Here is a 14270-nt window from a genome sequence, read left to right on the forward strand (position 1 = left end):
TCTACATAGATGTTTTAGCTTAAAATCTGAAGAAACCCCTATGTAGAAGGGAGCTATGGTGACTTTTACAGTACAAAATTCAAGGAAACATCTATGTATATATGCTCATGTAAGTTGCAGTTGGTGAAAAAGTCGAAGTAGAGAGGTTCTTCATGGACTTTGAGAGGGGAAATCGGTGAAAAAGTCGAGTAGAGAGGTTCTTCATGGATTTTGTAAGAGAAACCCCATGAATAAGTCGACGCAGGGAAGTTCTTTGTGCATTTATAATAGGAGAATCTGTTATATGATAATGAAAGCCCTTCCATAATTGTTAATGGAGGGCTCATATTTTTAATTTTTTGTTCAGTTATTCACAAATAAAGGAATTATACAAGTATTCCAGCCACTAATAGTGAAATCGGAATCAAGCACACGAACAGAACCCGTGTCATACTTACTTGACCATATAAAACAACTGTGCCAATTTGTTCATCCCATGTGGACTTTCCGTTCTTTTTAAGGTCGAAATAAGAAAAACAAAAACAAATGAAATTAATAAAGGGAATGCCAAATCCCATCCCCGCCGCATTGACAAAAATACTTCTTTTGAGTGCGGTAAGGAAATCAATGTGTTCACCGTTGACTGTTCTTAGTTTTGTATTGAGAAGAGATTTTCCTAGTGTATTTCCAAAAATCGATAGAATGATGGCCTCTACCAAAATATAAAGGATAAGACACATCATAAAAATAAAGACACTTGAGGAGTCTAGAATAAATGTGGGAGAAAAGATCGATACAAAGGTGATGAGGCATAAGGAAAATAACGAGAGATCGAAGAGTCTGGCTAAATATCGTATTGCAGGTCTCCCATTTGGATAAGTGTCCTTTTTTACTTCCTCCCAATCGATCGCAAGATTTTCTTGAACTTGTTCATCCGGCAAGGTTTTAGGAATCGTGTCGAAAAATAAATCTACTGTTTTGGCCATTTGCCAGCATGTTAAGTCTTTTGTCCAAATAAACGTATCAGCGGATAGTATTCCTTGTTCAAACAATTTTTTCAGTTCAAATAATCCTACAGGTCCTTGCTGCTGATGTTTATAGATATAAAACCATGCATTTCCTTCCGATGATTCCATTTGATCGCCTCCCAATCAGGTAAATTATACCATGGTAAAATAAGATAGTTTTTTATTTTGTTTATTTAATTTTGAAAAGTTTTTGACAATTTCAAAACCGCGGATATATTTTTCAAAAAGAAAAATACTAACGAATGTTCGGAGGTGGATTGATGGAAAAAGATTTTGAAAAAATTTACGAGCAATACAAGCAGCAAACGGAGCAGCAGGCCCAAATGGAAGCGAATCGAAAGAATCATGATGGAAAAGAGGAATTTGTCGCAGTTAGGAAAAACGATGACGGGGATCTTATTGCTTTTAAGACAAATACCGGGCGAGAATTGGATTATATAACGGCCTTGGATGAAGCAAAATCAGGCAAGATTGCCCATATCGATGTCTTCCACAAATACGGTAGAGACATTATCCGAAGTGAACCGGATGGAATAAAGGAAAATAATCTTGATCAATTGCCGGAATTTTAATGGTGGAGTACTGAGTGGTAAGGCGATACCGCTCAGCTTTTTTTAGCAACCAATTTACTCGTTACTACTGAGTATTTATTATTTTTCACTCATTTGTGGGATATATAATCTTTGAGCCGAAATTAAACAATTATCTGCGTCTTTTCTATTTATCCTTATGAGTTTCAGACTTTACCATTTAGATGTAATGATCGAAAAATATACCAACCTGATAGAACACGTCCTTAATGCATAATTAGGGTATTGTATGTTGAAATTAAGCAAAACTCATACCATAGGATTTTTCCATAGTAAGCAAAATAAGCGCAAGAAAACAGTTGGAGGGATCATTTGATGCATTGGTATGAAAAGTTGAATCAGTATTTTCCTGTGGAAGAGATGAAGTCTCGAGAGCACATGGAGACCTTACTTAAAGAGCGTTCAGATATCTATCATAAAGATGAAGGGCCAAACCATGTTTTGATGTATGCCGAACTGGACAATTTTGTCTTTATTGATTATCTTTTTGTTTCAAATAACGCCCGCGGCCAGGGGCTAGGCCATAAACTATTGGAAAAGTTAAAGAGAAAAGGAAAGCCAATTATCCTGGAAGTCGAACCAGTCAACTATGCTGACAGCGATACCGAAAAGAGGCTCCATTTTTATAAACGTGAAAAATTCGAACATGCCGGGGCTATTGGGTATGAGAGAAAGTCTTTAGAGACTAATGAAATTAATAAGATGGAAATTCTCTATTGGGCACCAAATGATGAATCCGAAGAAATGATTTTTAATGCCATGAAAAAAACATATGATATGATTCATACCTATAATGATCACCATTTCTACGGTGAATCCTACGAGCCGGTTGAAGAGGTTCTGACCTTCAGTGAAGAACCTAAGAATAAAAATATATTAGAAGAACTTTAGATTCAAAAAATGAGCCTGGATTCCCAGGCTCATTTTTACATGCCTAATTATGCGTAAGCTCATATTGCTTAATTTTTTCTTCATATTTTAAGGTAACCCCAATTTCATCCCAGCCGTTAAGCAACATTTCTTTAGAATACGGAGCAATCTCAAATTTAATTTCGAAACCCTCATGATCATAAACTACTTGATCTTCAAGGTTTACGGTTAATTGGTATTCCACCGATTCTGCCTTTTTCATAATGGTTTGAACTTGTTCTTCCGTAGCTTGAATCGCAAGAATGCCATTTTTTACACAGTTATTTTTAAAAATATCGGCATAGCTTGGAGCGATGATTACTTTGAAACCAAAATCCTGGATAGCCCAGGGGGCATGCTCACGAGAAGAGCCGCAGCCAAAGTTTTCGCCAGCAACTAAAATAGACGCATCTTTATATTTTGAATCATTTAAAGGAAAATCCGGACGTGGATTTCCATCATCGTCAAAACGCCAGTGATAAAATAAAAATTGTCCAAAGCCGCTGCGCTCGATGCGCTTTAGGAATTGCTTCGGGATGATTTGGTCTGTGTCGACATTAGTCCGGTTCAACGGACAAACAAGGCCTTGGTGAGTACGTAGCGGTTCCATAAATTAACCAACCTCCTGTGCAGTAAACTGACGTACATCAACAAAATGGCCAGCGACAGCGGCAGCTGCTGCCATTTCGGGACTAACAAGATGGGTTCGTGCCCCGTTTCCTTGGCGTCCTTCAAAATTACGGTTTGAAGTGGAAGCACAGCGCTTACCGGCAGGGACAATATCATCATTCATCGCCAGGCACATGCTGCAGCCGGCTTCGCGCCATTCAAAGCCTGCCTCTTTAAAGACCTCGTCAAGCCCTTCTTTTTCAGCAGCAAGCTTGACGCTAAAGGATCCTGGTACGACGATGGCGGTTACAGATGGATTCACCTTCCGGTCGCGAATCACTTCTGCAGCTTTTTGTAGGTCGCTTAACCTTGAGTTCGTACAGGAGCCGATGAATACATGATCAATTCTTACAAGTGAAATTGGTTGTCCGGCTTCAAGTCCCATGTATTCAAGTGCACGATTAATTTCATCCTTTTCAGTAGGTTTATCCGTTTCATCTGGACTTGGAACGTTTGCTGTGATCGGGATACACATGCCCGGGTTTGTCCCCCAAGTAACCTGCGGCTCGACTTCAGCGGCATCAATTTCAACCACGGCATCATAGGAGGCGCCTTCGTCGGTGGCAAGGGAACGCCATTTGGCCACTGCTGCTTCGAATGCCTCACCTTGTGGTACATGTCGTCTTCCTCTTAAGTATTCAAATGTTGTTTCATCTGGTGTGATGAGTCCTGCTCTAGCGCCTGCTTCAATTGACATGTTACACACAGTCATCCGTTCTTCCATAGACAGTGCGCGAATCGCTTCACCTGTGTATTCCATTACATAGCCAGTTCCAAACTGGACACCGAATTTCCCGATAATCGCTAAGATTAAGTCTTTCGCGGTAACGCCTGTCCCAAGCTTTCCATTTACTTTGACATTAAGCGTTTTTGGCGGCGCCTGCCAAAGCGTCTGCGTTGCAAGGACATGTTCCACTTCACTCGTACCGATTCCAAATGCGAGAGCACCGAACGCACCGTGTGTGGATGTATGGCTATCGCCGCAAACAATCGTTTTTCCCGGCTGTGTTAGACCAAGCTCTGGACCGATTACATGGACAATCCCATTATCCGGATGGTGAATGTCAGCTAGCGTTACCCCGAATTCCTGACAATTTTGTTGTAATGTATCGATTTGTTTTTTCGAAATAGGGTCATTGATAACAAGTCGTTGGCGGGTTGGAACATTATGATCCATTGTCGCGAAGGTAAGATCTGGGCGGCGGACCTTGCGCCCGTTCATTCGTAAACCCTCAAATGCTTGAGGAGAGGTCACTTCATGAACGAGATGCAAATCAATATACAGTAAATCCGGCTTTCCTTCTTCTTGATGGACAACATGCTGTTCCCAAATTTTTTGGATAATCGTTTTTGGTGTTTGCATAGCTTCCTTCCTCACGTTAATAGATTTATATTTTGCTTTCGGAAAAATTGACGGGTAAACCGCTTAAAAAACCAGGACGGTTTACCCAAAAAAGGAATCAATAATAACAGCTGGCGATACACTTAGAAGCATTTTGTGACTTAATATAATCGACAATTAATTTGGTCATTTCCGCTGTTCCAACAAGGCGTCCATTTGCAACCTGGAGATCCCCGGTATGGAAGCCGGCGTCAAGAATCGATTGAACGGCATCCTCAATCACTTTTGCTTCATCTTCTAATTGAAAGGAATATCTTAGCATAAGCGCAGCAGACAAAATCATCGCGACGGGATTGGCAATACCTTTGCCGGCAATATCTGGAGCAGAGCCGTGAACCGGTTCATAAAGACCGAGCCCATCCTCACGCAAGCTGGCAGAAGGGAGCATTCCGAGTGACCCCGTCAATACAGAAGCCTCGTCACTCAAAATATCTCCAAAAAGATTTTCAGTCACGATGACGTCAAAATGGGTTGGGTTCGTTATCAATTTCATCGCCGCTGCATCTACTAAAACATGTTCAACTGCGACATCTGGAAATTTGGCCTTTTTCGCTTCAACAACCTCACGCCAAAGCTTACTGGATTCCAGGACATTTGCCTTATCAACAGAAGTAAGGTGACCGCGACGCTGCTGGGCTGCTTGAAAGCCTTTATCAACAATTCTTTCAATCTCTTTACGGGTATAAGCGAGTGTGTCCACTACGGCGTTACCGTTATCACGGCGTTCACTCGGAGTACCGAAATAAAGCCCACCCGTTAATTCACGTACAATAAGGAGGTCGCTTCCTGAAACCACTTCTTCTTTTAACGGCGAAGCATGAAGCATATTCTTAAATCCTTTGATCGGCCTTAAGTTTGCATATAAATCTAGCGCTTTACGGATTCCGAGCAGACCTTTTTCAGGACGTAGGTGGGAGGGGTTTTGATCCCATTTTGGCCCGCCGACGGCACCTAGTAATACAGCATCTGCTTCTTTGCAGGCATCAACGGTTGTTTCTGGAAGGGGAGTGCCGTAAAGGTCGATGGCTGCTCCTCCGATTTCATGGGTTTCGAAGCTAAAACTATGATTAAATTCTTCAGCTATTGCACGTAACACATCTTTTGCAGAATTAATAACTTCCTTGCCAATACCATCACCGGGAAGTAAGACAATGCGTTTTTTCATTAGAAGCAACCTCCTCATTTTTTGTATAATGCCGGCGCCAAAATGTTAGGCGCCATTTTTATAGAATAGCAGCTTCCTTAAATGCTGCTTTTTGGTTGAAAAAGGCACGATTGACAGCGTTCAAAAACGATTTTGCCGATGCTTCCAGCACATCCTGAGCTGAACCGCGGCCGCTGACAGTTGTTCCGTTCACCGTCATTTTTACATGGACTTCAGCAAGGGCATCCCGCCCCTGTCCGACAGAGCTTAATTTAAAATCAGTAAGATGAATTTCCTCTTTAATCAAGGCTTCCAAAGTGTTCATTAGGGCTTCAACACTCCCTGATCCAGTGCGGGCCGTTTCAACCCGAATCCCTTCTGGAGTGGTAAGTGCAACAGTTGCAGTAGGGAGGTTAGCTGACCCGTAATGAACCTGAAATGCGACGAGTTCATACTTTTTCACATCGACAGCGGTTGTTTGAATATCCGTTAAAATCGTAAATAAATCTTCGTCTGTTACTTCCTTTTTCCGGTCGGTCAATTGTTTAAATGAAGTGAAGGCTTCACCTAGCTTTTCCATTGATAACGTAAAGCCCATTTGCTCAATTTTATCTTTAAACGCATGACGGCCTGAGTGTTTACCTAAAACTAAATCATTGGATTTGACCCCAACTAATTCTGGGGTAATAATCTCATAGGTTAACGTATTTTTTAACACACCATCTTGATGAATCCCTGACTCATGGGCAAAGGCATTTTTTCCGACAACAGCCTTGTTTGGAGGAACCATCATTCCTGTAAAGCGGCTGACCAAGTCGCTGGTACGCTTGATTTCTTTTAAAACTAGATTGGTTGTGTAAGGATACTTATCTTTACGAATATTTAAGGCAACGGCAATTTCCTCTAAAGAAGCATTACCAGCACGTTCACCGATTCCGTTAATTGTCCCCTCGACTTGGGTAACCCCGTTTTCGATCGCTGCGAGCGAATTGGCAACGGCCATACCTAGGTCATCATGACAGTGACAGGATAAAACAGCCTTGTGAATGTTTGGAACGTTTTCCCGTACATAGCGGAACATACGCCCATATTCTTCAGGTGTTGAATAACCGACAGTATCAGGGAGATTGATGACAGTTGCCCCGGCATCAATGACTTTGGTAATGATTTGGACAAGAAACTCAAGGTCTGACCGGGAAGCATCCTCTGCTGACCATTCCACATGCGGAAATCTTTTTTTAGCATAAGAGACCATGTCTACAGCGGTCTGCGTGACTTCCTCAGGTGTTTTCATTAATTTATATTTCATATGGATAGGGGAGGTAGCTAGGAAAACATGCAATCTTGGTTCTGCTGCATCTTTTAAAGCATCCCACGCAATGTCAATGTCCGATTTTGTGGCACGTGCTAAGCCTGTCACCGAAACGTTTTTGATCGTCTGTGCAATCGCTCTTACCGCTTCAAAATCTCCTAGGGAGGAAGCCGGGAATCCGGCCTCCATAATATCAACGCCAAACCGTTCAAGCTGTCTGGCAATTTCTAATTTTTCAAGCTGGTTTAAATTAACACCAGGGGACTGTTCGCCATCGCGTAAGGTCGTATCAAAGATGTTAACGTGAACCATTTACCACCACTTCCTTCTTTTCACTTACTGGTTTTTTAATAAATGGCATAAGCGCACGAAGCTCACGGCCGACTTTTTCGATTTGATGATTGTTTTCACTGCGGTTAATTGCGTTAAATTGCGGACGGTTTGCTTGGTTTTCAAGAATCCAGCCTTTTGCAAACACACCAGTTTGAATATCTTTTAATACTTCCTTCATCCGTGCTTTTGTTTCTTCATTGACAACGCGCGGGCCGGAAACGAAATCTCCCCATTGTGCAGTATCGGAGATGGAGTAGCGCATGTTTTCTAGTCCGCCTTCGTATAAAAGGTCAACGATTAATTTCAATTCATGTAAACACTCAAAGTAAGCGACTTCTGGCTGATATCCAGCTTCGACAAGAGTCTCAAAGCCTGCTTTGATTAGGGCAGTAGCACCGCCGCAAAGAACAGCTTGCTCTCCGAAAAGGTCGGTTTCTGTTTCTTCTTGGAAAGTAGTTTCCAATACTCCGGCACGAGCTGCACCAATACCTTTCGCATAGGCTAGGGCAACATCACGTGCCTGACCGGTGTAATCTTGGTAAACTGCATAAAGGGCAGGGACGCCGGCGCCTTCTTTGTAAGTACGGCGAACCAAATGTCCTGGTCCTTTAGGGGCAACTAGAAATACGTCAACATCTGCCGGAGGGACGATTTGGCTAAAATGAATATTAAAGCCATGGGCAAAAACAAGAGCATTACCAGCTTCAAGGTTTGGTTTGATGCTTTCTTCATAAACCTTTGGCTGCATTTCGTCAGGGAGAAGAACCATAACCACGTCTGCAGCGGCTGTTGCTTCAGCAACAGAACGAACATCGACACCATCTTCCACTGCCTTATCCCATGATTTCCCGCCTCTTAGACCAACCACAACATCAAAGCCGCTTTCTTTTAAGTTAAGAGCATGGGCGTGACCTTGAGAGCCATAGCCGATTACTGCGATTTTTTTTCCTTGTAAAACTTCCTCTTGAATATCTCCGTTATAAAGTACTTTTACCATTATGAATCATCCTTTCAGGAATATTATTATTTTATAAGAGCATATGTTGCTAGTTCGTTTACTTGCGGCTGGTGTCCGCGTTGTAGGGCTGTTAGTCCAGTTCTGGCAATTTCTTTAATGCCGTATGGGCGGAGCAATTCAATCAAGGCATCGATTTTATCAGGACGACCAGTGATTTGAACCGCTAAACTATCTTTACTTACGTCTATGACCAGGGCCCTGAATGGGTCGATGATGCCATTAATTTCACTGCGAAGCTGACTCGAGCTGGCTACCTTTATAAGGGCAAGCTCCCTGGCAACAATTGCTTTGTCGGTAATATCGGAAACTTTTAACACATCAATTTGCTTGTTTAATTGTTTTGTAACCTGCTCAAGGCGCTGCTCATCTTCCACCTCCACCACTAGGGTCATCTTGGAAATGCCCTCGGTTTCTGTAGATCCGACTGAGATACTCTCGATATTGAACTGCCGCCTTTGCAAGAGACCGGTAACACGATTTAGGACACCGCTTCGATCCTGGACTGTTAAGGTTATGATCCGTTTCATGGTTTCACCCCAATCATTTCATGAATTCCTTTGCCAGGAGCAATCATTGGAAAAACTTTTTCCTGCTGCAACACGCGGCAATCAACAAGAACAGGGCCATCATAGGCAAATACTTCTGGTAAAACGGTGATCAGTTCTTCCTGATTGTCAACCTTGTATCCGCGAATCGAATAGCTTTCAGCAAGCTTTACAAAATCCGGCTGTGTGTGAAGAATCGATTCGGAAATCCGGTTCCCGTGTAGTAGTTCCTGCCACTGACGAACCATTCCAAGTGCACCATTATTGACAATGATGATTTTGACTGGCAGGTTTCGTTCATAAATGACGGAAAGCTCCTGCAGTGTCATTTGAAAACCACCGTCGCCGACAATCGCTACGACTGTACTATCCGGTGAAGCTATTTGTGCTCCGATGGCAGCAGGGAAGCCGAAGCCCATTGTTCCCAGTCCGCCTGAAGTAATCCAACGGTGTGGCTCATTAAAGGTGTAGTACTGGGCAGCCCACATTTGATGCTGGCCAACATCCGTTGCTACAATCGCATCTCCATTCGTAACTTTATGAACGGCTTCGATTACCCACTGTGGACACATTCCGTTGGGATCATGCTTATACCAAAGTGGATATTCCTGTTTATATTGATTGAGTGTTTTTAGCCAGGGTTCATGCTCGGGTGATTCCGCTGTTTGATCGATTAACTCGATCAATGCCTCTTTTGCATCAGACACAATCGGAATATGTGTTGGAACATTTTTACCGATTTCAGCTGGGTCGATATCGATGTGAGCGACCTTCGCATGTGGGGCAAAGTGTTTAAGATTGCCTGTTAATCTGTCATCGAAGCGAGCGCCAAAATTAATAAGTAAATCAGCCTCGTATAAAGCCATGTTTGCCGCATAGGTTCCGTGCATACCGCCCATTCCTAACGAGAGAAGGTTATCTGCCGGGAAGGCACCGAGGCCTAGTAATGTTGTCACGACTGGGAGATGGTGTTTTTTAGCAAAAGCAGCTAATTCTGCAGATGCTTTTCCATGAAGTACACCGGCGCCTGCCAGTACAACGGGCTTTTTTGCTTTCGCAATCGAATCTGCCAGTTTTTTAATTTGCAATGGATTTGGCTTTGTTGTTGGCTGGTAGCCAGGTAAATCAATACTTGCCTTTTCAGGTTCTTCAGCTAGAATTCCAGCCGATATATCTTTTGGAATGTCGACTAAAACCGGTCCCGGCCGGCCTGTAGAAGCAATATGAAAAGCTTCCTTTACGATTCTTGGTAAGTCAGAAATAGCTTGCACCTGGTAATTATGTTTAGTGATCGGAGTCGTAATCGCCATAACATCAGCTTCTTGGAAGGCATCTGTTCCAATGACGTTGCGTGCAACCTGCCCGGTAAATACCACGAGCGGTAAGGAATCCATCATGGCATCTGTGATTCCAGTAACCAAGTTTGTTGCACCCGGTCCTGAAGTGGCAATGACTACACCAGGAGTGCCGGTGATTCGGGCGTATCCTTCAGCGGCATGAATCATCCCTTGCTCGTGACGGAAGAGAACATGCTTAATGGTTCCTTGGGCTCGATAGATCGCATCGTAAATCGGTAGGACAGCACCTCCTGGATACCCAAATATCGTATCAACACCCTCATTTTTTAATAAGTCAATGAGAAGGTCTGCACCTGTTTTTTGTGCGGTACTGGTTTGGAATTCCAGCTTTTTTGCTTCTACTTTCACGTCGTAATCCCTCCTTGTGGATAATTGAATATTTAAAAAATTAAACGTGTGACTATGTTTTGGAAAAATGTAGATTTGTACATAACTGTCTGATTTTGTTCATATTAGACCGAGATTTGTTCATAACTGTCATAGATTTGTTCATATCAGACTGGGATTTGTTCATAACCGTTGAAATTGTTCATATCAGGCCGAAATTTGTTCATATCCGCCAAAAATTGTTCATAACCGTCATGAATTTGTTCATATCGGGCTGAGATTTGTTCATAACCGCTGAAATTGTTCATATCAGACCGAAATTTGTTCATATGACCAAAAAATTTATCAATAGCTTCTAAAAATACTAAAAAAGGCCCTTTCGTCTCCGAATAAACTGCAGTCTAAGTACAAAAAGCAGAATAATCGGGGAGAAAAGGCCTTCTTTTTCTCGGTACCACCCGGTTTTACAGTATCCTTACGAATACTGCCTTATGAAGCGACAACTAAATCAAAAAACGCTTCTTTTGGTAACAGGTGTTCAAGAAACACCTGATTGAGCCTACTAAGTAACGACCGTTCAGCTCAACACTCAGGGATGATGTCAGAATAAGTTGTATTACTGGGCTCCCAGCAACCCCAGCTCTCTGAAAATACAAATTCTTATTCCTTTATTCCCGTCATCGATTTATGTGTATTTCATGTCAATGAGTACGCTAATGCATTTAGTACCTTGACTTCTTAGGAAGGGGAGGGGTACTAGTCGATCCCTATATTTTCATAACTCCGCCAGTATTAGCGGAAGTAACAAGCTTTGCATATTTTGCGAGATAGCCAGTTTTGATTTTTGGTTCTGGCTTCACCCATATACGGCGGCGCTCAGCCAATTCTTCATCATCAATGAGAAGCTCTATAGAACGGCTCTCAAGGTCAATTAAAATCTTGTCACCATTTTGCACAAATGCGATTGATCCGCCTTCTGCAGCTTCGGGTGAAATATGTCCAACTGAAATACCGCGGCTGGCTCCGGAGAAGCGGCCGTCTGTGATCAAAGCAACCTCTTTGTCTAAACCACGTCCTGCAATCGCAGATGTGGGTGCGAGCATTTCCGGCATCCCCGGTCCTCCTTTAGGACCTTCATAGCGGATGACAACTACATGGCCTGACTTGACGGTTCCGTTATTAATGTTTTCCTGTGCTTCATCTTGGGATTCGAACACAATCGCTTCACCTAAGAATGTTTTAATGGATGGATCAACAGCACCAACTTTGATAACGCCGCCATCTGGAGCCAGGTTTCCATAAAGGATGGAGAGGCCGCCAACAGGGCTGTATGGATTCTCTTTTGGACGGATAACTTTTTCATTAAGGATTGTTGCATCCTTCACATTTTCAGCTAGTGTTTTTCCGGTAATCGAAAGGCAATCCTGATGTAGTGCGCCTTCAACCTTGCAAAGCTCGTTTAATATAGCACTAACTCCGCCGGCCCGATGCACATCATCCATCGAATAATCAGATGCAGGCATAATTTTTGCTAAATAAGGGACTTTCTCAGCAATTTTGTTGATATCACGTAAGTCATATTCAATCCCTGCTTCATGTGCGATAGCAAGTGTATGAAGAACTGTATTGGTTGAACCGCCCATAGCCATATCAAGTGCAAAGGCATTATCGATTGCTTCCTTCGTAATAATGTCGCGAGGACGAATATCTTTTTTTACGAGTTCAATTAAATGTCTTGCTGCCTGACGAATAAGCTTATGTCTTTCTTCTGAGGTAGCGACGATCGTACCATTTCCTGGGACCGTCATCCCTAATACCTCCATTAGACAGTTCATTGAATTGGCGGTAAACATCCCTGAACAAGATCCACATGTTGGGCAGGCATTTGTTTCAATGTCAAGCAGCTGCTGCTGGGTCATCGTACCATTATGGTATGCACCCACACCTTCAAAAACGGAAGTTAGTGAAAGGGCTTTGCCTGAAGATGTAACGCCTGCTTCCATCGGACCACCCGAAACAAATACAGATGGAACATTGGTTCTTGCGGCTGCCATTAACATTCCTGGTGTGATTTTGTCACAATTCGGTATGTAAAATACACCATCAAACCAGTGGGCATTGATGACCGTTTCGGCACTGTCCGCGATAATCTCACGGCTTGGAAGGGAATAGCGCATGCCGATATGCCCCATGGCAATACCATCATCGACACCAATTGTATTAAATTCGAAAGGAATGCCGCCGGCTTCACGGATAGCTTCTTTTACAATCTCACCGAAATGATTAAGGTGTTTATGTCCTGGGATAATTTCAATAAACGAGTTACAAACACCGATAAATGGTTTTTCCAGGTCACTTGTTTTTACCCCGGTTGCGTATAATAGGCTGCGGTGGGGAGCACGGTCAATCCCTTTTTTAATCATATCGCTTCGCATCTTTATATCTCCTAACTGACTACAGCGTGGGGTGTGTTTGTTGAGTAACAAGCCACTCCGTCTGTTGTTACAATCTTTCTGAATTCCTCTAAAAGAACGTTTGTTACTGCTCCAGGCTTACCTCCCTGAATGATACGGCCGTCTACTTCAATAACAGCAATGACCTCAATTGCTGTTCCGGTTAAGAACACCTCATCAGCAACATATACATCATGTCTTGTAAAAGGTGATTCACGAACTTCATAGCCTGTGGCTCTTGCCACATCAATGATAGCGTTGCGGGTAATCCCTTCGAGTGCTCCTAAATAAACAGGGGGTGTATAAATGACATCATTTTTTACTATGAAGATATTGTCCGCTGAACCTTCGGTAACATAGCCTTGGTCATTCAACATTAGTGCTTCCTGGACGCCAACCTGATTGGCTTCTAGTTTTACAAGAATATTATTTAAATAATTTAGTGATTTAACCTGTGGACTTAGAACATCTGGGCGATTCCTTCTGCTCGCTACAGAGGCAATTTTAATCCCATTCTCGTAAAATTCTTTAGGATACATGGTTAATGCCTCGGCGATAATGATGACGTTTGGGTTGGAGCAGGAAGCAGGGTCTAGTCCGAGATTTCCTTTGCCACGTGAAACAACGACTCGAATATAGGCGCTTTCTAGCTGATTTTTTCTAATCGTTTCAACGATTAATTCCGTCATTTCATCCTGTGTGTATGGAATCTTAAGCATAATGGATTGTGCTGATTCAAATAGTCTTTTAAGGTGGGCATCGAGTCTGAAGACGTTTCCGCTGTAAACACGAATCCCTTCAAACACTCCATCGCCATATAAAAAACCATGATCAAAAACTGATACGACAGCATCCTCTTTCTTGACGAACTTACCTCCAAGGAAAATCCAGTGACTTCCCAACTTAACCACTCCTCTTTCGTGATAAAACGCTTTAAATGACTAAACATAATTTTTAAAAAGAATTGCCTTGCTTCATTCCCTCCTTGAAATGAACAAAGGCAGTTATATATAGTTGATTATTTTCGATTATCATACAACCAATCGATAACATGGTCAATATAAAAATCTGACAATTCAAATAAATCAAAAAAGTTGGTAGCGTTTACAATCTTGTCATGATAAGGAAATCGAATAAAAAAATTTTTTAAAAATTTTTTTAATTGAGAGAATGGCGGGGTGTAAAATGAGGGAAATTTGTAGT

13 protein-coding genes are annotated in these 14270 nt (G+C 42.4%); 2 read left to right on the forward strand and 11 right to left on the reverse strand.

The window, feature by feature from the left end; all coding sequences use genetic code 11:
• Nucleotides 1-365: 365 nt before the first annotated feature.
• Entirely contained in the window at nt 366-1115 is a 750-nt protein-coding gene (locus V7150_RS00460) for an RDD family protein (protein ID WP_335512526.1), read from the reverse strand.
• A gap of 149 nt (nt 1116-1264) precedes the next feature.
• Between V7150_RS00460 and V7150_RS00465 the strand changes: the two genes are divergently transcribed.
• Together V7150_RS00465 and V7150_RS00470 are read left to right on the forward strand one after the other, a co-directional pair.
• Nucleotides 1265-1579 carry a DUF3892 domain-containing protein gene (locus V7150_RS00465; RefSeq protein WP_335512527.1) on the forward strand — a complete coding sequence of 105 codons (315 nt, stop codon included), beginning with the start codon at nt 1265-1267 and terminating at the stop codon, nt 1577-1579.
• Between the two features lie 333 nt (nt 1580-1912).
• Nucleotides 1913-2488: a GNAT family N-acetyltransferase gene (locus V7150_RS00470; protein ID WP_335512529.1), complete on the forward strand. Its 576-nt coding sequence runs from the start codon at nt 1913-1915 to the stop codon at nt 2486-2488.
• A gap of 43 nt (nt 2489-2531) precedes the next feature.
• Here V7150_RS00470 and leuD read toward each other — a convergent pair whose 3' ends face one another.
• The 10 genes from leuD to ilvE form a co-directional block, all read right to left on the reverse strand.
• Entirely contained in the window at nt 2532-3116 is a 585-nt protein-coding gene (leuD, locus tag V7150_RS00475) for a 3-isopropylmalate dehydratase small subunit (protein ID WP_335512531.1), read from the reverse strand.
• 3 nt (nt 3117-3119) lie between these two features.
• On the reverse strand, nt 3120-4538 hold the full coding sequence (gene leuC / locus V7150_RS00480) for a 3-isopropylmalate dehydratase large subunit (protein WP_335512533.1): 1419 nt from the start codon (nt 4536-4538) through the stop codon (nt 3120-3122).
• Between the two features lie 97 nt (nt 4539-4635).
• Entirely contained in the window at nt 4636-5742 is a 1107-nt protein-coding gene (gene leuB, locus V7150_RS00485) for a 3-isopropylmalate dehydrogenase (RefSeq protein WP_335512536.1), read from the reverse strand.
• 58 nt (nt 5743-5800) lie between these two features.
• Entirely contained in the window at nt 5801-7345 is a 1545-nt protein-coding gene (locus tag V7150_RS00490; protein ID WP_335512538.1) for a 2-isopropylmalate synthase, read from the reverse strand.
• Nucleotides 7332-8363, reverse strand: a complete 1032-nt coding sequence (ilvC, locus tag V7150_RS00495; protein WP_335512540.1) for a ketol-acid reductoisomerase — start codon at nt 8361-8363, stop codon at nt 7332-7334. Before ilvC ends, V7150_RS00490 begins: the two co-directional genes overlap by 14 nt.
• A 26-nt stretch (nt 8364-8389) precedes the next feature.
• Complete coding sequence (gene ilvN, locus V7150_RS00500) at nt 8390-8911, reverse strand: acetolactate synthase small subunit (protein ID WP_335512542.1); 522 nt, start codon at nt 8909-8911, stop codon at nt 8390-8392.
• Nucleotides 8908-10635, reverse strand: a complete 1728-nt coding sequence (gene ilvB, locus V7150_RS00505) for a biosynthetic-type acetolactate synthase large subunit (protein ID WP_335512544.1) — start codon at nt 10633-10635, stop codon at nt 8908-8910. Before ilvB ends, ilvN begins: the two co-directional genes overlap by 4 nt.
• Nucleotides 10636-10781: 146 nt before the next feature.
• The gene (locus V7150_RS00510; RefSeq protein WP_335512546.1) at nt 10782-10943 is read right to left on the reverse strand and encodes a hypothetical protein; all 162 of its coding nucleotides are present in this window, start codon (nt 10941-10943) and stop codon (nt 10782-10784) included.
• A 438-nt stretch (nt 10944-11381) separates the two neighbouring features.
• The gene (gene ilvD, locus V7150_RS00515; RefSeq protein WP_335512548.1) at nt 11382-13049 is read right to left on the reverse strand and encodes a dihydroxy-acid dehydratase; all 1668 of its coding nucleotides are present in this window, start codon (nt 13047-13049) and stop codon (nt 11382-11384) included.
• An 11-nt stretch (nt 13050-13060) separates the two neighbouring features.
• Nucleotides 13061-13969 (reverse strand): branched-chain-amino-acid transaminase, encoded by a 909-nt coding sequence (gene ilvE, locus V7150_RS00520; protein ID WP_335512550.1) that lies wholly within the window; start codon nt 13967-13969, stop codon nt 13061-13063.
• Nucleotides 13970-14270 lie beyond the last annotated feature (301 nt).

It is taken from the genome of Neobacillus drentensis, from assembly GCF_036965245.1.
GTDB classification, from domain to species: Bacteria; Bacillota; Bacilli; order Bacillales; family Cytobacillaceae; genus Neobacillus; species Neobacillus drentensis_G.

Excerpts from the sequence above, each read along its gene's own strand:
- V7150_RS00460 (WP_335512526.1), bottom strand. The coding sequence starts at position 1,115 with ATGGAATCATCGGAAGGAAATGCATGGTTTTATATCTATAAACATCAG.
- V7150_RS00470 (WP_335512529.1), top strand. The coding sequence starts at position 1,913 with ATGCATTGGTATGAAAAGTTGAATCAGTATTTTCCTGTGGAAGAGATG.
- leuD (WP_335512531.1), bottom strand. The coding sequence starts at position 3,116 with ATGGAACCGCTACGTACTCACCAAGGCCTTGTTTGTCCGTTGAACCGG.
- leuC (WP_335512533.1), bottom strand. The coding sequence starts at position 4,538 with ATGCAAACACCAAAAACGATTATCCAAAAAATTTGGGAACAGCATGTT.
- leuB (WP_335512536.1), bottom strand. The coding sequence starts at position 5,742 with ATGAAAAAACGCATTGTCTTACTTCCCGGTGATGGTATTGGCAAGGAA.
- V7150_RS00490 (WP_335512538.1), bottom strand. The coding sequence starts at position 7,345 with ATGGTTCACGTTAACATCTTTGATACGACCTTACGCGATGGCGAACAG.
- ilvC (WP_335512540.1), bottom strand. The coding sequence starts at position 8,363 with ATGGTAAAAGTACTTTATAACGGAGATATTCAAGAGGAAGTTTTACAA.
- ilvN (WP_335512542.1), bottom strand. The coding sequence starts at position 8,911 with ATGAAACGGATCATAACCTTAACAGTCCAGGATCGAAGCGGTGTCCTA.
- V7150_RS00510 (WP_335512546.1), bottom strand. The coding sequence starts at position 10,943 with ATGAACAAATTTCGGTCTGATATGAACAATTTCAGCGGTTATGAACAA.
- ilvD (WP_335512548.1), bottom strand. The coding sequence starts at position 13,049 with ATGCGAAGCGATATGATTAAAAAAGGGATTGACCGTGCTCCCCACCGC.